This is a genomic window from Salmonirosea aquatica (genome assembly GCF_009296315.1).
Classification (GTDB): Bacteria; Bacteroidota; Bacteroidia; order Cytophagales; family Spirosomataceae; genus Salmonirosea; species Salmonirosea aquatica.
Genome location: NZ_WHLY01000002.1, coordinates 4,905,298 through 4,926,359, shown reverse-complemented (window position 1 = coordinate 4,926,359; position 21,062 = coordinate 4,905,298). Strand labels below are relative to the sequence as shown.

Here is a 21,062-nt window from a genome sequence, read left to right as displayed (position 1 = left end):
ATTATGAGATAGCGTTCGGCGGTGATGTTTGTAGCAGAAGTATTTGTAAGGATATAAAAACTTCTTTACATTCCCACATTATCTCCTGATTCATCATTCATCACTCCTAATTCATCACTCTAAAAACATGCAAATCGGAATAATCGGCCTTGGCAAAATGGGGTTCAATCTGGCACAGAACCTGAAAAGAAACGGTCACGAAGTAATAGGAAACGATGTAAACCGCGACCTGGTCGAAGAATTTATCAAGCAGGAAGGTCTCAAGGGTGCCTTTACGCTGGAAGAATTGCTGGAAAACCTAAGCGGACGGCGCATCATCTGGCTTATGGTACCGGCCGGTACCATCACACAGACCGTCATCCACCAGCTTACCCCGCTTCTGAAAGCCAACGACATTATTATTGATGGCGGAAACTCCAATTTCAAGGATTCATTGCTGCGCTATCAGAGCCTGAAAGAAAAAGAAATCGGTTTTCTGGACTGCGGTACCAGTGGTGGCATGGAAGGAGCATTGAACGGAGCGTGTACCATGATTGGCGGTGAAGATGAGGTCTTTGCCCACTGTGAGCAGATTTTCAAGGACATTTCCGTAGAGAACGGCTACCTGCATACGGGCGCGCCCGGTAGCGGACACTTTGTCAAAATGGTACATAACGGCATCGAGTACGGCATGATGCAGGCCATCGCCGAGGGCTTCGAGGTACTCAGCAAATCCAATTTCAAGCTCGATTACGAAAAGGTAGCCCGCGTGTGGGACAATGGCTCGGTGATTCGCAGCTGGCTGATGGAACTCACGGAGCGGGCTTTTTCCAAAGACGCCAATCTGGATCAACTCAAGGGAAAAATGTTCTCATCGGGTGAGGGGAAATGGACGCTGGAAACCGCCCTGGACCTGGGGGTACCTACCCCGGTGATCGCGCTGTCGCTGATGATGCGCTACCGTTCCATGGAGGACGACACGTTCTCGGGCAAGGTAGTAGCTGCTCTGCGCAACGAATTCGGTGGCCATGCCGTGGAGAAAAAATAAAAGTTGACTATCCCTATTCTCCGGATTTTCGTAGATTTGCCTCCGTAACTATAGCGCAAATCTACCGTACCAACAGCTACTACTTTCACAGTAATGGAAAATACTCATACCGATTCTCACGAACTTTCTACTGGCTTTTACGTAGCCTCCTTTCTGATTCTGCTGTTGATCCTGGCTGTTTTCGGCGATCTGTTTGTGTTCATTCTGGGCACAATTGGTGCTATAGTAGCCTACGCGGCCTACTTCACCAGCAAATCGGCGGCCGAGGATCATCACTGACCGGAGCATCAGCTTGATTTTATTAAATCTGACTTCTACACCTACCCGCCGGGTGTGATGGCCGCGTTTTTCTGTTCAATGGCCCTTTATTCTCCATAAAGGCTCAGTTCTTCGTGCGTGAAGGTTACCTCCCAGGTGAGTTTGCCGTCCTTTGTGTTCACGCGCCAGTTCTCTTCCAGTACTTTGGTATCTTCCAGGTCGCGGTAGGTAGCCGTGAGGGTATCGCCCTCGAGTTGCAACAGTACGAAACCGTTGTAGCCCAAGTCGTGGCGCTTGATACGGGTCCGCACGCGGCGGTCGTAGAACGACAGCTTAAGCACATCCGAATCCCGCACCGACATTTTGGTTTCCACGGGCATTCCCCCGTGGCCGATGCAACGGCCATAGGCCTGCAATTCACTCTTATTTTGTCCCATTTGGTAGCCCACCAGGCGGTGGTCATGGCCCCAGAACCATACCACTGGCCGGGCCGCTTCGCCCATAAGTTCGCAAAGCTGTTCGCCCGGTCTGAAGTAGTCTTCCCGGAAAGCAGAGATATAGGGATGGTGGCTCAGGAACACCAGGCCACGGGTATCGGTGGGATCACCTAGCTTGACCACATCCCGTAACCAGGCCAATTGCTCGTCACGGAAGTGGCAGTCGGGCGGGGACAGTACCTCCAGGAAAGGCCGCCCCACAGAAGTGTAACCCGTATCCAGGCCAATGATGCGCCAATGTTCATTTTCCAGACAAAAGAAAGCCGCCCGTTGCGTTTTTTTAACCCCATCCTCATCGACGTACATGGCCGGCAACAGCTGCTGATAGTAGGCCGCGCCGTTGGAGTACATCTCGTGATTTCCGCAGAGCGCCAGGCTCCCCGATGCCCCGTAGTACCAGGAAGCATGCGGAGCGGTAAAGTTTTCTGCTACTTCCTGGGGGGTACCTACGAAATAAATATCGCCCAGGTGAATGCTGTAATCCGGGGCATAGCGGGCCACCAGATGCGCCACTGTATCCGACTCGGTGGTGTCGCTACCCCAGTCCGACAGCAGCGCCAGCGTGATTTCAGGGCGGCTGGGAACGGATGAGTTCAGCCTGAAAATACCGCTGTCGCCCTCGCTCGGGTACGACGGGTAGGGGTACCTGGCGCCAAAGCGGCTGCGCAGATAATGGTAGACAAATCCGAAAATATTGGTGCTGAAAAACTCATTGATCACCCGGGTCACCGAAGAGGTACGGGTTACGTGCTCTTCGTAGAGCTTCTGCTGGGTCTTGGCATGGTTCTCGACCTCCGAATGGCCTAAATCCAAATATTTTTCAACCTTTTTTTCCGGGGTTTCGGGCATAGCAATCGGGCATTGGTGGTTTTGAAGTACAGCCTGTTTTTCTTTGAAAGGGCAATATACTCAATTGTTTTCTGGGAAGTTTTAGGGGAAAACCAACAAAATCTTAGCTTTGTGATCTAGGTATTTCTTTTAACACAACTCATGATCGTCCCAATTCTGCTATACAGCCTGGGTGGATTTATCATCCTGGCTACCCTCATTCCCTTTATCCGAAACGACTACTGGATTTTCAGAGTGTTCGAGTACCCCAGGCTTCAGAAGTGGGTCATTACATTGCTGATCCTTTCGGCGTATGCCTTGCTGACCGATTTCCAGGCCTGGTACCAGTGGGGGTTTTTGACTGCCCTTTTGGCTAATCTGATATATCTGAGCTACCAGATCTACCCATTCCTACCCATTGCAAAACGGCAAATGAAACAGGCGGATTTGTCTGATGCAGGATCTAAATTCAGCCTAATGATTGCCAATGTATTACAGGACAATGAAGACAAGGAACGCCTGTTATCGCTAATAAAAACCCGAAAGCCGGATCTCATCGTGCTCTCTGAGACCGATAGTTCCTGGGCCGACGCCATGACAGCCATCCATGATGATTATCCGTTCCGGAAAGCCAAAGTGCAGGACGATACGTACGGAATTATGCTTTTTTCCCAACTGGAAATTATCGAAAGTGAAATCCAGTACTTGGTCGAGGACCACATCCCTTCCATATTTGCCGTAGCCAAACTTCCCTCGGGCGAGCCGTTTCAGATCATCTGCATTCACCCGACGCCCCCCGTTCCGGGCGAAAACGTACGTTCCACCGAGCGCGATAAGGAAATACTACTCGTAGGCAAACTAGCCAAGAAATCGTCCCTGCCCGTCATCGTCACCGGCGACCTTAACGATGTAGCATGGAGCTATACCAATGCCCTTTTCCAGAGTACCAGCGGATTGCTCGATCCCCGGCGGGGGCGCGGTTTTTACAATACGTTCCATGCGCACCACAGATTCTTTAGGTACCCGCTCGACCATATTTTTTGCTCTACCCACTTCCAGCTGGCCGAAATAGAGCGGCTGCCCGACATCGGCTCCGACCACTTTCCCATGTGGGTAGAGCTCGTGTACGTACCCAATCAAACTTACGAGCAGGAGGAACCCGAAACCGACGACCAGGACGAAGAACTGGCGGAGGAGAAAATATCAAAACCCACCGATTGAGTTAGTCCACTAATGAACACTCCGCCTGCCACAAGTTCGCCCCTTTACCGGTCTCCCGATATTTTCGCGTCTTTTCCTGAGCTACTTGCTGCCGAGAGTACGCGCCACGGTGGTGTGAGTCCGGCTCCATTTGCCTCTCTAAATCTCGGGCTGTCCACCGCCGATATTCCCGAAAACGTGGCAGAGAACCGATCCCGATTCTGGCGGGCTCTGGGCGTTAATCCCCATCAGGTAGCCACCTCGCATCAGGTACATGGGTCGGAAATCCTGACGGTGACCCAACCGGGACATTATTCGGGCTATGATTCCCTAATTACCCGGCATAAGGGAATTCTGCTGGCCGTGACCGTCGCCGACTGCACACCGGTATTGATTTTCGACCTCAGGCATGAAGCAGTGGCTGCCATTCATGCGGGTTGGCGGGGTACCGTGCAGGGAATCGTCACAAAGACATTGGAAAAAATGCAGCTGGAATTCGGCACTGATCCGGCCGACTGCTACGCCTACGTAGGTACCTGCATCGACGAATGTTCTTTCGAGGTAGGTCTGGAGGTAGCTGAACAATTTTCCGATGTACACCAACGATTCGATCCGGCAACGGGAAAGCATCTTGTGGACCTGAAAATAGCCAATCGAGATCAACTCCTAGGGGTGGGTGTAAGAAAGGATCACATACAAATTTCCGCCTATTCAACTGTCCTGCACAATCATACCTACTTCTCTTATCGCCACGAAAAAGGCCAAACCGGACGAATGCTGGTTTGTATTGGAATTGTATGAAATATATTTTCCATAGATCGGATTTCTGTTAAAAGAAATTTGCATTTTTGCATTATTCTACTACGCAAAATAAAATTTCTAAGCAACCTTTTCACTTTCCTTTGCGTATACTTTCTCATATTGGTTACTTTTTATAATCAGGCTTCTGTCTATACAGGGTAGTGCCTTTTGACTACTTTTCAGTAACACTCTGAATTCTAACGTATTCACTAAACGTTAGATATAAATTAATTTTTAATTAAAAGTCTGCTTAAGTTAAGCAGCTAATTCTCTCTTTAAGTGTCAATTAGGCAATTAACGGGCACAGTATAGTTTCATTTTATCAATAAAAATTTGAATATTTTTAGATATTGGTTTACTTTTGTTTTTAAATAATTTAAAGATAATTTTATGTTTATCAAATTGTTTTAACAACCAAATTTTTTTTCAAACCAATCTAACCTAATGAGAAAAAGCTACTTGAATTGGCTTAGGAACTCGGGAATTCTCGCGCTCCTAGCCGTGTTGAATCTCACTGCCTTCGCCCAGGACCGCCGGGTGACAGGAACTGTGAAAGACGCTAGCGGGCAGGGAATCCCTGGTGTGAACATCGTGCAGAAAGGTACCCTGACAGGTACTACCACTGATGCAGAAGGTGCTTTCGGCATCAACGTAAATTCACCGAGCAGCATTCTGGCATTCTCCGCTATTGGCTTTAAAGCCACCGAAGTAACGGTAGGTACCCAAAGCACAATCGATGTCGTGATGGAAGACGACGTCAGCCAGTTAACCGAAGTGATCGTAACGGGTTACACCACTGATAACCGCCGCGAAACGGCGGGTGCCGTAGCTACCGTGAAGGCCAAGGACCTGACCCAGGTACCCTCTGGCAACGTGGAGCAGCAGTTGGCCGGCCGGGTGGCCGGGGTAACGGTTATCACCAACGGACAGCCCGGTACCAACAGTCAGATTCGCGTACGCGGTTTCGGCGCTTTTGGTGGTAACGAGCCCCTGTATGTGGTTGACGGAGTTCCGGTAGGAAACACGAACTTTCTGGCTCCTGACGATATCGAGTCTACCACGGTACTGAAAGATGCCGCCGCTGCATCCATCTACGGAGCACGTGCTGCCAACGGCGTTATCGTTTATACGACCAAGAAAGGCAGCAAAGGGGCTAAGAAGCTGAGTGTCACCTACGATGGTCTGTTTGGTGCGACCGATCCCGGTAAGCCTTTCAAATCGTTGAGCCCCCAGGAATATGCCGACTGGACCTTTATCGCGGCCCGCAATGACGCGATGCAGAATCGGACCGAGCCTAAATACGAACATCCGCAGTTTGGAGCTGGCCCCAATCCGGTGATTCCCGACTACATCAACGTAGGTGGTGCTCCGGGGGTTGTGGGTAACATAGACCTGGCTGCCGAGAAAGCAAAATACAACGTCGATCCCAAGGCGGGGGGCATTTATCAGGTAGTGCGTGCCAATAAGCAAGGTACCGACTGGTACGATGCCATTACGCGGGTAGCTCCCCTCATGCGTCATTCGCTGGGCTTTTCGGGCGGTGGCGACAAAAGCCGGTACTACCTGAGCTTCAGTGCCCAGAACCAGGGCGGTATTCTTATCTATAACGATTTCAAGCGCTATACCTTCCGGGCCAATACCGAGTTCGATCTGTTGAAAAACCTGCGGATTGGCGAGAACTTGCAGTTTACGTATCTACAGGTACTGGGTCAGGGTGGCGGTAATAACGGTGCGGGCGTAGCAGCTGATGAGAACGACATCAACCTGGCCTACCGCATGCCGACGATCATACCAATCTATGACGAATTCGGTGGTTATGCCGGTACGGCAGCCAAAGGCTTCAACAACCCCCGTAACCCGGTAGCGCAACGAGATGGCGCGAAAAACAACCGGGGTTTTAACGGCAACGGTTTTGGCAACGTATATATTGAGTTTGACCCCATTCCAGGTCTGACTTTGCGCAGTTCAATCGGTGGTCAGTACAACAACTACTACTTCTACAATTACAGCCGTCTGCAATACGAAAACTCCGAGAACAACTCGGCTTTCGGCTACGGTGAGGGCGGTGGGTACTCGTTTGGTTATGTATTCACGAACACCGCCAGCTACAAACAGCGTTTTGGCAAACACTCTATTGATCTGCTCGCGGGGCAGGAAGCACTCAACACCGGTATTGCTCGCGGAATCAGCGGAAATGGCCAAAATCCTTTCTCGATCGACCCCAATTACGTTAACCTGAATACGGTGAGCGCCACGGGCCGTACCGTAGGTAGTAGTTACGGCCGCGGGGTGAATTTCTACTCGCTGTTTGGCCGTGCGAACTACATTTACAACGATAAGTACATCCTGACAGGGGTGTTGCGTCGGGATGGTTCTTCACGTTTTGGTGCCAACAGCCGCTATGGGGTGTTCCCGGCGGTTTCGGCTGCCTGGCGGCTATCTTCCGAAGATTTCATGAAGTCGATTCCCTGGATCACGGACATGAAGGTTCGGGGTGGCTACGGGATCATGGGTAACTCCAACAACGTTGATCCCAACAACCAGTACAGCCTTTTCGCTGCCAATATAGGAAACTCTTCGTATGACATCAACGGCACAAATGGTAGCGCTATGGAAGGCTACTACCGGACACGGATCGGTAACCCCAACGCCAAATGGGAAACGTCGGTAACGACCAACATTGGTTTTGATGCTACCCTGTTCAATGGCAAGCTTGACGTGATCCTGGACCTTTGGAAGAAAGACACCAAAGACCTCCTGTATCAGGTACCGGTAACTGCTACGTTGGGTACCTACGCTGCGCCTCCCTCGGTGAATACCGCTAACATGTCGAACAAAGGGATCGACATCCAATTGATCAACAAAGGCAGAATCAAGGGCGACCTGACCTATGAAGTAAACGTAACGGCTGGTCTGCTTCGCAACGAAATCACTAAATTGGCCGGTGAGCAAACCTACCTTACTACGGTAAACCCTGACTTCCGGGGAATTCAGCCAATCAGAAACCAATTGGGCCGCTCAATCTCCTCTTTCTATGGCTACGATGTTATCGGTCTGTTCCAGACTCAGGCCGAGATCGACGGTGCTCCGGCGCAGGATGGTGTTACTTCCACACAGGAAGCTGCTGAAATTAACGCGGCCGATCCTGCCGCCAATGCCGTACCGAATGGTGTTGGGCGCTTCCGCTACCGTGACGTAAACGGTGACGGTCAGATCACCGCCGATGACCGTACTTTCCTGGGTAGCCCCGTTCCTAAATTCTCGGGTGGGATAGCCATTACCTTAAAATACAAGAATTTTGACCTGAACGTATACGCCAATGGTACCGCAGGTAATAAAATTTTCAACGTTTCAAAATGGTTTACCGATTTCTATCCCTCCTTCCAGGGCTCAAGCAAGTCGACTCGCATCCTGGATTCCTGGTCACCTGAGAATACAAGTGCCACGATTCCTATTTACGAATCAGCGTCCAATTTCAGCACGAACACCCAGTCGAACTCTTATTACGTAGAGGACGGGTCGTACCTGCGCATCCAGAACTTGTCCATTGGTTATACGTTGCCCGCCAACCTGCTTTCTCGGATCGGGATGCAGCGGCTACGGGTGTTCGCCTCAACCAATAACCTGCTGACTCTTACCAAATATCAGGGACTTGATCCTTCGGTAGGTGGTAACGCCGACACCAACTTTGGTATCGATGTGGGTAACTACCCAATCACACGCAGCTGGAACTTTGGCGTAAACCTGGGCTTCTGATCTGATTCTTTTTAGAAAAAAATAAACTACAACCTAATGAAAAATATATCATTTAGAAGTGCCGCGATCATTGCTTCTGTTACGGCAGGACTGGCCTTCGCTGCGGTTTCCTGTAAGGATTCCTTCCTGGATATTCCGGCGACGGGCCAGATCAGCGAATCACAATTGACTTCCAAGGACGGCATCGAAGGATCGCTCATCGCGGTTTATTCCAACCTCAACGGACGCGCCAACCGTATGTCCAGCGCCACCAACTGGGTGTGGGGTAGTATCCGGGGTGGCGACGCCAATAAGGGTACCGACCCCGGCGATTTCAGCGACATCAATCCCATCCAACGTTTCGAAACCCGGCCTACGCAGGGTGTGATTCGTGACAACTATGTAGGTAACTACGAGGGGATCGCCCGTGCCAATAACGTTCTGCGCCTGCTGGGGAATGCTAATCCTGAAGTAACGGACGCCGATAAAAAACGGATTTCGGCTGAGGCCCGTTTCCTGCGCGCTCACTATTACTTCCAGTTGGCCCGTAACTTTGGCCAAACACCCATCGTGACCGAAGCCGACGACTATGGTACCGGGATCGAGACGATCAAGAACGATAAGCCTCTGTATCCTTTTATCGAAGAGGACATGAAGTATGCGTACGACAACCTGCCCGCTACGCAGGCAGCCGTAGGACGCGCCAACAAATGGGCCGCTGCTGCCTATTTGGCCAAGATTTATCTTTATCAAAAGAAATACACCGAAGCCAAGCCCCTGTTCGACCAGGTTATCACCAGTGGTGTGACCTCGGACGGCAAGAAGTACGGCCTGGTACCTAAGTACGCCGATATTTACAGAGCGTCGAACGACAACAACCAGGAGTCAATCTTCGCGATCCAGAATGCGGCCAACACGGGCTCGGTCAACAACGCCTTCCCAGAGTTTGACCTGAACTATCCCTACAACACAGGTCCTTCGGGTCCCGGTAACTGCTGCGGTTTCTTCCAGCCCAGCTTCGAGCTGGTGAACTCTTTCCGTACCGATGCCACGGGTCTTCCTTATCTCGATGGCTCCTACAACGATGCAGGAAAAGCAGTAAAAAATGATTTTGGCATCAAAACGGCCCAGCCCTTTACGCCAGATGCTGGAAACCTTGACCCCCGTTTGGATCACTCGGTAGGTCGCCGGGGCATCATGTACCTGGATTGGCAGCCCCACCCCGGTGATGACTGGATTCGTAGACAAGATAATGGCGGGCCTTATTCGCCCAAGAAATACACTTACTACAAGTCAGATGTGGGTTCGTTGCAGGACAACAGTACCTGGACACCCGGCTATACGGCCCTTAACTTCACCATTATCCGCTTTGCTGATGTGCTGCTGATGGCCGCCGAGGTTGAAATTGAAGTAGGTAGTCTGGATAAGGCGCGTGAGTACACCAATATGGTGCGCCGCCGGGCCGCCAACCCCGAAGGATTCGTGATGCAGGATGGCAAGCCTGCTGCCAAGTACACCATTATGGAGTACCCTGCCAGCCAATTTGCCTCCAAAGAATCAGCACGTGAAGCGGTTCGATTTGAGCGCAAGCTCGAGCTGTCAGGCGAAGGCCACCGTTTCTATGACCTGGTACGCTGGGGTATCGCCGAGCAGAAAGTTAACAGCTATCTGACTTATGATTCGAAATTCTTGCCTACAACTCTGGGCGGATCACGCTTCACAGCAGGTAAAGACGAACTGCTTCCCATTCCCCAGGCCGAAATAGACCTGCTGGGAGCTGAAGGCCCCACTACGTTGAAGCAGAATCCCGGCTACAATTAATTTGAAAAGAATACGGTTATAAAGCGTTTCAAAAAGGCAAGCCTACGGCTTGCCTTTTTGGTATCTCTGTAAGAATTTGCTTCCGCTTCTATCAAACTAACTGTCAATTACAGCTTTTGTTCGCAGACCAGTGGTCAGTCACGCTTGAGGTTGACGTTTCCACGTTCAGCGTGTATGTCTTTGATGAGTCATAGACAAACGATAATGTTTCTTGTCCCGCACCTGTACTGAAAGGACTCCCCCAGGGTCCATAATCACTTGTGGTTCCTATGAAGCCATTGTGGCCCTGCCCTTGACCAGATTGCGCAACAGCAGTTCCAAATTGGTCCCTAACTGTGAACCTGTTAGGAACATCTTCTGCAAAAACAGCGATAAAAACTATTTTGCCATTACAGACACCAGGAAAACTTAAAGCAATTGCGGGATAGATGTAGAAACCACTTCCACCGTAATTGCCGTCAAAATATTGCCCACATGGCACCCCACAAACCACGGGATCTACGATTGGACAATTTGTTGTGCATCCTACGGTACTAGTCCAATGGTCAGTTACACCAGAAGTCGATGTTTCCACATTCAGAGTATATGACTTCGATGAGTCATAGATGAAAGTTACTGTCTCTGATCCACCACCAGAAAATGGCCCACCCCAAGGTCCAGAATTGCTTGCTGAGCCAATATAACCATTGTGACCTTGATTGAGTCCAGATTGAACAACGACATTTGAATTCTGATCCCTGATGGTGAACCTGTTAGGGACATCTTCGGCAGAAAAGGAAACTGATACCGTTCCACCATTACATGCTCCTGAGAAGTCCAATGCGATGCTTGGGTAGATGTAGTATCCGTTGCCAGAATAACTTCCGTCAAAGTAGCCTCCGCAAGACAGCGTTCTCGCGTTCTTGTCGGATTTTTGTGCGTTTTTTTCATTTGGGTTGCGGTCGACGCTATTGACATTGCAACCGGGTTGTAGAATCATTATCAGCAGAAGTGCAAACAATGAACTGGTTAGGTTTCTTTTCATAATCGCAGAAGTTTAGTTGATGATATTGAGTACTAAAATTATAATTATGCCAGCAATAAATAGTACTTAAGAACTGTCGAATATTATTTGTAACCATAACTGGATTTAAATTCTGTTTTGGTTTGTTTAATATGTAATTTTCGGTGAAAAAAATACTTTTCATAACTTTTTCTTACTAAAAGTTCTTTTATTGAAAAATACGTTATAACGATATAATTTCCTTTGAAAATTATATCGTTCGTTCTTTTTCGAGAAAAAGACACCCACTATGCGGTTAATAATCTCCATTTTGACGCAGATTTTCTACGTCTTATGTCCTAAAAGCCAATAAACTCGGAATTTGTATAAGAAATGTACCTACGACAAGTCGGATCGCGGTTCGCTGCAAGACAACAGTACTTGGATGCCCGGCTACACGGCCCCCAACTACACAATCATCCGCTTTGCTAATGTGCTGCTGATGGCTGCCGAAGTCGAGATCGAAGTGGGTAGCCTGACTAAGGCCCTTGAGTACACCACTAGCACGCCGCGCGGCTAACCCCGCTGGATTCGTGATGCAGGATGGCAAGCCCGCCGCTAAGTACGTAATAGTGGAATATCCCGCCAGCCAGTTCGCATCCAAGCAATCGGCGAGTGATGCCGTTCGTTTTGAGCGCAAGCTCGAACTGTCAGGCGAGGGCCACCGCTTCTACGACCTGGTACGCTGGGGAATTGCTGAGACAAGTACTCAACAGCTACCTGTCCTATGATTCGAGGTTCCTTCCCACTACGCTGGGCGGTGCACGCTTCACGACGGGTAAGGACGAAATGCTCCCCATTCCACAGGGCCAAATCGATCTACTGGGCGCAGAAGGCCCAACCACCCTCAAGCAGAATCCGGGCTATAATTAATTCCTGTGGGTTTTATTACGTACCAAAAAAGGCAAGCCGCGCGGCTTGCCTTTTTTGGTATCTTTGACCCTGAAATTTGAATTTACAAGTACCTTCCCATGCATTTATCTCCTTTATTATCGGATACATTGTCTTCCTACTGGCCCTCATCTTTGCGATATAGGTACAATTCGATAATACATTTCATTAAAACAGCATTCGTAGTCATTACCCTTTTCCTCACCTCCTGCCAGGAAAAGACTCTTTTTACTCTCCTACCTGCCGAGGATTCGGGTATCTCGTTTTCTAACCGCCTGACCGAAAATGATACGCTGAATATCATCGACTTCGAGTATGTCTACAATGGCGGCGGGGTAGGTATTGCCGACCTGAATGGTGACAGCCTGCCCGATGTGGTCTTTTCGGGCAATCAGGTGAACAGTCAGGTATATTTGAATAAAGGCAACATGAAGTTCACTGATATCAGTGGCAAGGCCGGCCTTTCCAATCAGGGCCGCTGGTGCTCTGGCGTGAGCCTGGTGGATATCAATGCCGATGGACGGATGGATATTTATCTCTCGGCCACCACCTTCAAGACCGAAGCCCAACGCGCCAACCTGCTGTTTGTCAACCAGGGGAATGATGCCGACGGAATCCCGCAATTCAAGGAGATGGCTGCCGAATACGGCATCGCCGACACCGGGCATTCCATGCAGGCGGCATTTTTCGACTACGACAACGACGGAGATCTGGACCTCTACGTACTCATCGACACCATTGATCAATATCCCAACCTATACCACAAAAAATACCGTGACGGCTCCTCCCCGACCACCGATCGCCTCTACCGCTGCGACTGGGACGCCCAAGGCAAACATCCGGTATACGTGAATGTCTCAAAAGAAGCGGGAATCCAGACCGAAGGCTACGGATTGGGAATCAACATCACCGATTTCAACCGCGATGGTTTCCGGGATATTTACATAACCAACGATTATCTCTCCAACGACCTGCTGTACATCAACAACGGCGACGGTACCTTTACCGACCGTGCCCAATCGTACTTCAAGCATACCAGCAATTCGGCCATGGGCAACGACGTGGCCGATATCAATAACGACGGCCTGGTGGATGTGATGGTGCTGGACATGTTACCCCGCGATAATGAACGCAAGAAAAAACTCATGGGGCCGAACAGCTACCAGGGGTACCTGAATAACGACCTCTACGGGTTCACCTACGAGTATGTCCGTAACACCATGCAAATCAATATGGGCAACAAGCCTGGTACCAACGAGCCGATTTTTGCCGACATGAGCATGATGGCCGACGTGGCCGAAACCGACTGGAGTTGGACTCCCATGCTGGCGGATTTCGATCAGGATGGCTTTCGGGATCTGGTAGTTACCAACGGCTTTCCCCGCGATGTGACCGACCGGGATTTTGCTCAATTCCGCGCCGAAAGCAGCACCGTGGCTAGCAAAGATTACCTGCTGGCGCAGATTCCCACGGTAAAAATAAAAAACTACGCCTTCCGCAACAAAGGCGATCTGACCTTCGAGAATGTGACCGAGAAGTGGGGCATCGGGGTACCTTCATTTTCCAACGGAGCTGCCTACGGCGACCTGGATGGCGACGGCGACTTGGACATGGTGGTGAACAACATCAACGATTCGGCGTTTGTGTACCGCAACAACCTGATGGAAAGTAAACCCGCCGACAACCATTATCTGCGGGTGGCCTTTCAGGGTACCAGCCCCAATGTGAACGGACTGGGCGCCCAGGTGGAGATTTACTACGCCGATAGCCTGCGGCAGCTGTACGAACATTCGCCCTACCGGGGGTACCTTTCGTCGGTAGAACCGGTGGCGCATTTTGGATTAGGCAAAACGAAAACCGTGGATCGAATCAGGATCATCTGGCCCAACGGTAAGCAGCAGCTTTTGAAGAATATCCCCGCCGACCAGGTGCTGACCGTCAGCCAGCGGAATGCCACTGAACCGTATACGCCCGATCCCATTTCCAAACAACTGTTCAAGGATTTGACCGATTCGCTAGATATCGTCTACGTCCACGAAGAGCCCGAATTCATTGATTTTAACGGTCAGAAACTCCTGCCCCACAAGCTTTCGCAGTATCCCCCGGCCGTGGCTACGGCCGATGTCAATGGCGACGGACTGGCGGATTTGTTCGTGGGGGGCTCCCGTCAACACAAGGGACGGTTCTTTTTGCAGCAGGCCACGGGTTCATTTTCCGTCGCCGATCTGCTACCCGGAAGCGAAGGCTCCGGAAAAGAATCGGAAGATATGGGCGTACTGCTTTTCGATGCCGACGGGGATGGCGACAACGACCTTTACATCGCCAGCGGCAGCAACGAGCAGCCACCCGGCCACCCCAGTTACCAGGACCGGCTGTACCTTAACGACGGCAAGGGTACCTTCACACTTTCTTTAAACGCCCTGCCCGATGCCAAAGTAAGTACCTCCTGCGTACGCGCCACAGACTACGACCGGGACGGTGACCTCGACCTGTTCGTCGGCGGCCGTATCGATCCCGAGCATTATCCCCGGTCGGTAAACAGCTTTATCCTGCGGAATGATTCATCGAATGGACAACCCAAATTTTCGAACGTAACCCAACAGGTAGCTCCGCAACTTCAAAACGGCGGCCTGATCTGCGACGCTCTGTGGACGGATTACAACAACGATGGATTTGTAGATCTGATCGTAGCGGGTGAATGGATGCCCCTGCAGGTTTTTCAAAACAAAAACGGCGCATTCGTACCCGACGAAGCCCTCAATGCCTATTTGGAAAAATATAAAGGCTTCTGGAACAGCATCATCGGCGGCGACTTCGACAATGACGGCGATACGGACTACGTGGTGGGCAACACGGGTCTTAACAATCTGATGCGTACCTCGGAAAGTACCCCTCTCACCCTGGTGTCGGGCGACTTTAATAAGGATGGCAGCTACGATGCCATTCCGATGGTTTACTACCCTACCGTCGATGGCCAGCGGGTGCTGGTACCCTTCCACGGGCGCGAAGACATGATCAAGCAGATGATCCCGATGCGCGCCAAATACCAAACCTACCAGGATTTTTCCAAAGCCACTTTTGATAATATCCTGTCGGAAGAACAGCGGAAGGAAGCCAATGTATTACAGGCCAACTACCTGCAGTCTTCCTATATCGAAAACCAGGGAAATGGTCGTTTTGACCTGCGGCCTCTGCCAGCGCTGGCGCAGGTAGCTCCCGTCAATGGCATGATCGCCGATGATTTTGACGGGGATGGAAATCTGGATGTATTGCTGGTCGCCAATGATTTCGGAAACGAGGTAAGCGTGGGGCGGTTTGATGCTTCCAACGGGTTATTGCTAAAAGGGAACGGCAAGGGGTACTTTACGCCCGAAACTCAAACCCAAAGCGGCTTTTACGTGCCCGGTAATGCCAAAGGATTGGTACAACTTCCCGGCCTACACGGACAGCGGCTCATTGTGGCTACTCAGAACCGCGGCCCACTTCGGATATTCGGGCAGGCAGCATCTGCGGTGCGCTGGCTGCCGGTGCAGCAGCAGGATGCCTACGCCTTGGTAAAATTCAAAAACGGAAGTACCCGGCGCTATGAGTTGTACTACGGGGCATCGTTCCTTTCGCAGTCGGTACGGCAGCTTCCGGTTTCTGCGCAGGTGGTCTCGGTAGAATTGGTAGATTTTAAAGGAAAGAAACGAAAAGTCGATTTGAATTCGGAAGCCATCTAATCTTCTCTACGTCATGGTATCCCGCAGCTTCTGTAAATGTATCAGCTTGCCGGGCTGCCGAAGGGCGCGGCCCGTGGGGGTCCGGTACCGATGATTTTCCAGGAATTTGATCTGAATCGCGTTCCAGGCCCGCTCATCGGCCACCCTATCCCGGGCTTTCAGCTCGCGGTAGAGGCACCCGGCAATGGCCTCGAAATCGTCCCGGCCCAGGTAATCGAGGTCCGCATCGCAGATAATTTCCTCAAGCTTGTTTTTAGGGTTTTGGGGAATTTTAGTGGCTTCGATCATACCACAAATTGTGTCAATCTGGGGCATGGAATAGCCAAAGCCGGGCAGCAGTTCCCGTGCCAGGCGGCAGCTTTCGTTTTCGTGTCCTTGGTAGGTGAACAGGAATCCTGTATCATGAAATAGTGCCCCCGTACGCAAAAGAGTCAGTGTTTCCGAATCCGATATACCTTCGGCCCCGGCAATACGGATCACCGATTCCATCACATCCAACGTATGATGCAGGCTATGGTAGTACAGCGTATCCGAAAGCTCGGAACGCAGTTTCGGCAAAATAAACGCTTCTGCGTCAGTTAGTCTCATAAACATTCCTTTTTGCAGTCTCTCTCTAGATTTTCCTGTTGTCATCCCCTCTCCTGGAATAACCCGTAGCCTGGAACTAGGGATGTACCACGACCACCTTTTTTTTGAATTGCTGGCTATTACCCGAATTATCGAACGAATCGATCAAAACCAGATAGTAGCCTGTCCGGACGGATTCGCCCCGGTCGTCGGTACCCTCCCAACGGATTTCGCCCCCGGTACCCACGGTTTGATTGGTCACAAGGTCGCGAACCAACCGGCCCTGCGTATCGTAAATTCGGATGCTGGCTATAACTCCCGGGGTACCCAGCGTGTAACGGATGGTAGTAAAATCGTCCGCTCCGTCACCATTGGGGGTAAAAGCTTCCGGTTCCACCCTAAAACCATCGTTCCCTTGCCCCGCATTGCCCTGCGAATTGGCGTAGCCGGGCGTAGCGTACCCCACTACCGAAGCCGCCGACTGCCAATTCTGGGGATCGTTACCCTGTTTTTCGGGGTAGATGCGTTCCAGCGACACGCCTTTGGTATCAGCCAGCAGCGGTGAGTGAAAGTTTTCGCGATACTCAAATAAGTCGAAAAGCCGCCCATTGGCGTCGCGCAGGGCTACTCCGCCCGCTTCGTTGACAAAAGCAGGCATGGAAGGTACCGTCAGGAGAACCCGGTCCCGTTCGGTGGGGTACTGCTCGGCCAGTACCTTGGAATTAGTACTCAACGCCATAAACCCGTTAGGAGCCAGGAGAAGGTCATTGGCAGAAATTATTTTGAACGAACCCGGCTGCCCGTCCTTCACGTTACCCAGCGTCCAGTTCTTCAGGCTGATGTAGTTCTGGGTACGGTTGTGGATTTCGGCAAACTCCACCCCGCCGGTACGCGGGTCGAAAAGTATCTCGCTCAGGATCACATCGCCCGAATCGGCTTTCACGGGCAGCCCTACCGCAAAGGTCATTTCCTTGGAGCGGTTACCCACGCAGTCGGTGGCATTCTTCACCGTCAGTTCGTAACGTTGACCGGCTACCAGGGGTACATCGAGAAAAAGTGACAGGCTGCGGAAAGCGGGGGACTCGATGGATGACTTCCGAATGGTGCGGCCTTTCAATTCGTATAACCCACTTTGAATACTCGCCAGGCTATCCAGCCGCTCGTTAAAAAACACTACGAGCTGGCTCTCCCCGGAAATCTCGACGCGGTCGGCTACCGGCGCCGAGCGGTCAGGATTTTCGCTCGCCGCGGCATTGGGCTGTCCGGGGGTACCCCCTGCCGGAACCGTAGAAACCCGCCAATTGTCGGTTTCTCCACAAGGATTCGCCGGATCGATCATTTCCAGGGCATAGCCACCGTTCCGCTGTTTACTCGGCCACCAGGAATCTTTGTAAGCCACCGAAAAGATGAGCTCGCCGCGGGCATTGCGCAGCACCAGGGTAGCGCCCGTATTGGCCAGTGAGAAAGTGGCCAAACCGAATACCCGGCCATAACGGGTTAGCAAGGGTACCTTGGCCCGGGCGCAAAGGATCGCGTAGCCCCCCGGTGCCAGCGCTGAATCGGGGAGTAGCGCTGTACCCAGCCGCCAGCCTTTCAGTGAAATGGACTGGGAGCTCCGGTTGTAAATCTCGAGGTACTCGGCATCGGGTAGTCCTACCACGGGCGTAGGATCTGCCATGATTTCGGTAATAACCATCGAATTATAGGCCTGAGCATGGACTTCGTTGCAAAAAGTACCAGCCAGAACCACCAGGATGCAAAGGCTTGCCCACCTGACTCTGTATTTCTCCAAACCCTTTGAAGGCATTTGTGGATCGTTATTAGGAATAGTTCGGCGTATTTATCAAAAGTACGCAAAATGACAAAGGAGCGGAAACGCAGGATATAATCCCCATTTCCGCTCCTTTCTTAGCCTGGCTAATTCTGCCGACTGGTAGTCAATATTAATTGTTGGTATCGCCGCCACCCATCACGTCGTCATTCTTCACGCCGCGGGTTTTCTTCTTGGCCACCAGGCTCATCTTTCCTACCTTATAGCTGAACGTCAGCTTGATGTTCTGGTTGTAGATGTTGTTGACCATCACCTGATTGAAGATAGGAGAGGTAAGCGTGCTTTTCATTTTCATACCACCGAAGAAGTTGTCAGCTGCTAAGCCAAGGCTTCCTTTCTTGTTGGCAAATTCCTTTCTGAATCCCAGCGAGTACATTCCCATGCCGCTTTGCGATCCCTGCAGCTGCACGCGGTTGCCGCGGTAGCCACCGAAGGCCTGGATACCCCAGCCGTTTGCTAGTTGCAACTGGGTCTGTAGGCGTCCCCCAATCACAAAACCTGAATTACTCACCTCTTCCGAAAAACCACTCAGACCTACCTGACGACCTTCGATGTAGTTGTAGTACATATCCAAACCACCATTCAGAGTCCATTTTGAGGTCAGGTACACGTTACCGAAAATGTTAGCCCCGAAGGTCTGCTCTTTACCGATGTTCTGGTAGGTAGTCACTACGGCACCGAGTAGCGTATCCGAAGGCATGGTGATGCGGGTAATGGCATTGCTGGTCTGGCGGCCGAAGAGGGCCATGGTCAGGTAAGTCTTTTTAATGGACGTGCTCAGGCTCAGCTCCATGTTATCGGTCAATTCCGGTTTCAGGCTGGGATTACCGATGTTGATATTCTGCTGGTTGGCCGCGTTGAAGTTGGGGTTCAGCTGCTGCAATCCCGGACGTTGAATCCGCTTGTTGTAGGCCAGTTTGAGCGTCGCGGCTTTACCGACCGCCTTCGAAATATTCAGGCTCGGCACCAGGTTGGAGTACGAGGGTATATTGATATCCCGCTCCTGGTCGTTCGCATCGATCATCGTGTGCTCAAAACGAGAGCCTACTTTAAAGGTATACTTATTGGCCGTAGCGAAGGTGTACGACAGGTACCCTGCGCCGATGTTCTGGTTGTAGTTGAGCAGTCCGGCCGGGTTGCGGAGGTCCAATGCAAAATCGCCCGTTGGGCCGGCTACCTGGTAGCGGAAGTTGCTGTTTACCTCCCGCATGATGCCTTTGATCCCAAACTCGATCTGCTGTTTCTTGCCAATGGGACTTACGTAGTCTGTTTGCAACGTGATTTCCTTATTTACATTCGAGTTGAGGTTTTTCTGGCGTCCGGTCAGTTCCTGCGAACCGTTGAGCAGATCGGCATCAAAGTTGTTAGTCAGATTGCTGACACTATACAGGGTCGAAACCGACCATTCCTGTCCTGGCTTGAAAGTTTTGACATAGTCCAGGTTCATATCCACCGAGTTGGATGCATCACGGCTGTCCACATTCCGGTACCCCGTAGAGTTCAGGATATTGTTGGTAAAAAGCTTGGTAGTATAATCCTGATCCCGGTTGAAGTTCCGGGTGCCGAAGTTTACTCCGGCGGTCAGGAACTGATTTTTTCCCAGATCGTAGTCAAAGCCCAGATTGTAGCGGCCGAACATCCCGAAATCGTGGGCATCAGCAGTTTGATTGGTCAGGATACTGTTACCATTCTGAATGGTGCTTTGATTTAATTCAACCAAGGCCTTATTGTAGAAGGCACGGCCAAATCCACCCAGCGTCACACCGAACTTGCCAGTACGCAGGCTGGCGTTCAGGCCCAGGTTAGACCCGCGAAGTCCGGTACCCGTGTCGAGACTCAGGGTAGCACCCTGAATGGTCGATTTTTTGGTAATGATATTGATAATTCCACCGGAGCCTTCGGCGTCGTACTTGGCGGAGGGAGAGGTAATCACCTCTACCGATTTGATCAAATCAGCCGGGATCATTTTCAGAGCGTCAGCAATGCTGCTGGCGATGATCGTCGAAGGCTTGTTGTTGATTAGCACGCGCAAGTTGGAGGTACCCCGCAGCGTAACGTTTCCGTCAAAATCCACGGCCAGCATCGGTACCTTCCGCAGCACGTCTGCCGCATCGCCGCCTTTGGAGGTCAGGTCTTTCTCGGCATTGTACACCAGGCGGTCTACTTTTTCTTCAATCAACGACTTCTCGCCGGTTACCGTGACGGCATCCAGCTGAATGATGGACGCAGACACTTTGATGACACCCAAATCCAGGTCATCTCCTTTTTTGATTTTGATGTCCGAGATTTTCTTATCGGTATAGCCAATGAACCGTACCAACAGGTAGTACTCTCCTTCGGCAATCTTTGTCAGAGTGAACTTTCCTTTTTCGTCAGCCACGGTACCATCGATCGGTTTTTGGGTAGCCTTATCGAATAAGGCAATCGTAGCATATTCAACCGCACTCGTCAGGGAAGAGTCAACTACATAGCCCGTTATTTTTGAGTTTCCCTTGGTTTGGGGTAATTCAAAAGCCTGGGGTTGGTTGCTCTCGCTCCGGGGCCGGCCGTTACCGTCACCGGAGGGACGGCCACCCATACCGCCGGGGCCGCCGCCCGGAAACTGGGCCTGGGCCGCAAAGCCGCCGAGTAATAAAGCGAGGACGAGGAGTAGGTTCTTTTTCATGGTCTTTTGGTTTTGAAAAAAATGGGATGTTTCGGGGTTATGGGAACTGGTTGTTTCTGATTTTCGATTCAAAACAACTACAAAAGATTGGCTCTATTTTAAAGAATAGACTATTAGGCCGAATTACTCGACAAAAACCCGATTTTGTACTTTTTCGGTATCATTCCTGAGTTATAG

12 protein-coding genes and 1 pseudogene are annotated in these 21,062 nt (G+C 51.1%); 8 read left to right on the top strand and 5 right to left on the bottom strand.

Annotated features, from left to right (window positions below; translation table 11 throughout):
* Positions 1 to 109 precede the first annotated feature (109 nt).
* Together gnd and GBK04_RS21460 are read left to right on the top strand one after the other, a co-directional pair.
* A complete protein-coding gene (gnd, locus tag GBK04_RS21465) occupies positions 110 to 1,027 on the top strand; it encodes a phosphogluconate dehydrogenase (NAD(+)-dependent, decarboxylating) (RefSeq protein ID WP_373331475.1) in 918 nt (305 codons plus the stop codon).
* Positions 1,028 to 1,120: 93 nt separating this feature from the next.
* The gene (locus tag GBK04_RS21460) at positions 1,121 to 1,306 is read left to right on the top strand and encodes a hypothetical protein (protein ID WP_152763248.1); all 186 of its coding nucleotides are present in this window, start codon (positions 1,121 to 1,123) and stop codon (positions 1,304 to 1,306) included.
* An 86-nt stretch (positions 1,307 to 1,392) separates the two neighbouring features.
* Here the strand turns inward: GBK04_RS21460 and GBK04_RS21455 are convergent, their stop codons facing one another.
* The gene (locus GBK04_RS21455) at positions 1,393 to 2,631 is read right to left on the bottom strand and encodes a metallophosphoesterase family protein (protein ID WP_152763246.1); all 1,239 of its coding nucleotides are present in this window, start codon (positions 2,629 to 2,631) and stop codon (positions 1,393 to 1,395) included.
* A 141-nt stretch (positions 2,632 to 2,772) separates the two neighbouring features.
* On the opposite strand from GBK04_RS21455, the gene GBK04_RS21450 reads away from it, so the two are divergent.
* From GBK04_RS21450 to GBK04_RS21435, 4 genes are all read left to right on the top strand, one after another.
* Positions 2,773 to 3,831 carry an endonuclease/exonuclease/phosphatase family protein gene (locus tag GBK04_RS21450; RefSeq protein WP_152763244.1) on the top strand — a complete coding sequence of 353 codons (1,059 nt, stop codon included), beginning with the start codon at positions 2,773 to 2,775 and terminating at the stop codon, positions 3,829 to 3,831.
* A gap of 12 nt (positions 3,832 to 3,843) precedes the next feature.
* Positions 3,844 to 4,611 carry a peptidoglycan editing factor PgeF gene (gene pgeF / locus GBK04_RS21445; RefSeq protein WP_152763229.1) on the top strand — a complete coding sequence of 256 codons (768 nt, stop codon included), beginning with the start codon at positions 3,844 to 3,846 and terminating at the stop codon, positions 4,609 to 4,611.
* Between the two features lie 444 nt (positions 4,612 to 5,055).
* Positions 5,056 to 8,367, top strand: coding sequence for a SusC/RagA family TonB-linked outer membrane protein (locus tag GBK04_RS21440; protein WP_152763227.1), 3,312 nt, complete (start codon positions 5,056 to 5,058; stop codon positions 8,365 to 8,367).
* Positions 8,368 to 8,403: 36 nt separating this feature from the next.
* Positions 8,404 to 10,167, top strand: coding sequence for a RagB/SusD family nutrient uptake outer membrane protein (locus tag GBK04_RS21435; protein WP_152763225.1), 1,764 nt, complete (start codon positions 8,404 to 8,406; stop codon positions 10,165 to 10,167).
* A 103-nt stretch (positions 10,168 to 10,270) separates the two neighbouring features.
* On the opposite strand, the gene GBK04_RS21430 is transcribed toward GBK04_RS21435, so the two are convergent.
* A complete protein-coding gene (locus GBK04_RS21430) occupies positions 10,271 to 11,191 on the bottom strand; it encodes a hypothetical protein (RefSeq protein WP_152763223.1) in 921 nt (306 codons plus the stop codon).
* Positions 11,192 to 11,537: 346 nt separating this feature from the next.
* On the opposite strand from GBK04_RS21430, the pseudogene GBK04_RS21425 reads away from it, so the two are divergent.
* A pseudogene (locus GBK04_RS21425) lies at positions 11,538 to 12,082 on the top strand (RagB/SusD family nutrient uptake outer membrane protein); the annotation flags it as partial.
* Positions 12,083 to 12,180: 98 nt separating this feature from the next.
* Positions 12,181 to 15,822 (top strand): VCBS repeat-containing protein, encoded by a 3,642-nt coding sequence (locus GBK04_RS21420; protein WP_152763221.1) that lies wholly within the window; start codon positions 12,181 to 12,183, stop codon positions 15,820 to 15,822.
* A 6-nt stretch (positions 15,823 to 15,828) separates the two neighbouring features.
* On the opposite strand, the gene GBK04_RS21415 is transcribed toward GBK04_RS21420, so the two are convergent.
* The 3 genes from GBK04_RS21415 to GBK04_RS21405 all read right to left on the bottom strand — a co-directional run bounded on the left by GBK04_RS21415 (position 15,829) and on the right by GBK04_RS21405 (position 20,885).
* Positions 15,829 to 16,410, bottom strand: a complete 582-nt coding sequence (locus tag GBK04_RS21415) for an HD domain-containing protein (RefSeq protein WP_152763219.1) — start codon at positions 16,408 to 16,410, stop codon at positions 15,829 to 15,831.
* Positions 16,411 to 16,486: 76 nt separating this feature from the next.
* Positions 16,487 to 18,196 (bottom strand): lamin tail domain-containing protein, encoded by a 1,710-nt coding sequence (locus tag GBK04_RS21410; RefSeq protein WP_152763217.1) that lies wholly within the window; start codon positions 18,194 to 18,196, stop codon positions 16,487 to 16,489.
* Positions 18,197 to 18,332: 136 nt separating this feature from the next.
* A complete protein-coding gene (locus tag GBK04_RS21405) occupies positions 18,333 to 20,885 on the bottom strand; it encodes a TonB-dependent receptor (RefSeq protein ID WP_152763215.1) in 2,553 nt (850 codons plus the stop codon).
* Between the last annotated feature and the right edge of the window lie 177 nt (positions 20,886 to 21,062).

What these genes read in the sequence shown, in the direction of transcription:
- GBK04_RS21420 (WP_152763221.1), top strand. Translation starts at nt 12,181, where the DNA reads ATGCATTTATCTCCTTTATTATCGGATACATTGTCTTCCTACTGGCCC.
- GBK04_RS21455 (WP_152763246.1), bottom strand. Translation starts at nt 2,631, where the DNA reads ATGCCCGAAACCCCGGAAAAAAAGGTTGAAAAATATTTGGATTTAGGC.
- GBK04_RS21435 (WP_152763225.1), top strand. Translation starts at nt 8,404, where the DNA reads ATGAAAAATATATCATTTAGAAGTGCCGCGATCATTGCTTCTGTTACG.
- GBK04_RS21450 (WP_152763244.1), top strand. Translation starts at nt 2,773, where the DNA reads ATGATCGTCCCAATTCTGCTATACAGCCTGGGTGGATTTATCATCCTG.
- GBK04_RS21405 (WP_152763215.1), bottom strand. Translation starts at nt 20,885, where the DNA reads ATGAAAAAGAACCTACTCCTCGTCCTCGCTTTATTACTCGGCGGCTTT.
- GBK04_RS21410 (WP_152763217.1), bottom strand. Translation starts at nt 18,196, where the DNA reads ATGCCTTCAAAGGGTTTGGAGAAATACAGAGTCAGGTGGGCAAGCCTT.
- GBK04_RS21415 (WP_152763219.1), bottom strand. Translation starts at nt 16,410, where the DNA reads ATGAGACTAACTGACGCAGAAGCGTTTATTTTGCCGAAACTGCGTTCC.
- GBK04_RS21460 (WP_152763248.1), top strand. Translation starts at nt 1,121, where the DNA reads ATGGAAAATACTCATACCGATTCTCACGAACTTTCTACTGGCTTTTAC.
- GBK04_RS21430 (WP_152763223.1), bottom strand. Translation starts at nt 11,191, where the DNA reads ATGAAAAGAAACCTAACCAGTTCATTGTTTGCACTTCTGCTGATAATG.
- GBK04_RS21440 (WP_152763227.1), top strand. Translation starts at nt 5,056, where the DNA reads ATGAGAAAAAGCTACTTGAATTGGCTTAGGAACTCGGGAATTCTCGCG.
- pgeF (WP_152763229.1), top strand. Translation starts at nt 3,844, where the DNA reads ATGAACACTCCGCCTGCCACAAGTTCGCCCCTTTACCGGTCTCCCGAT.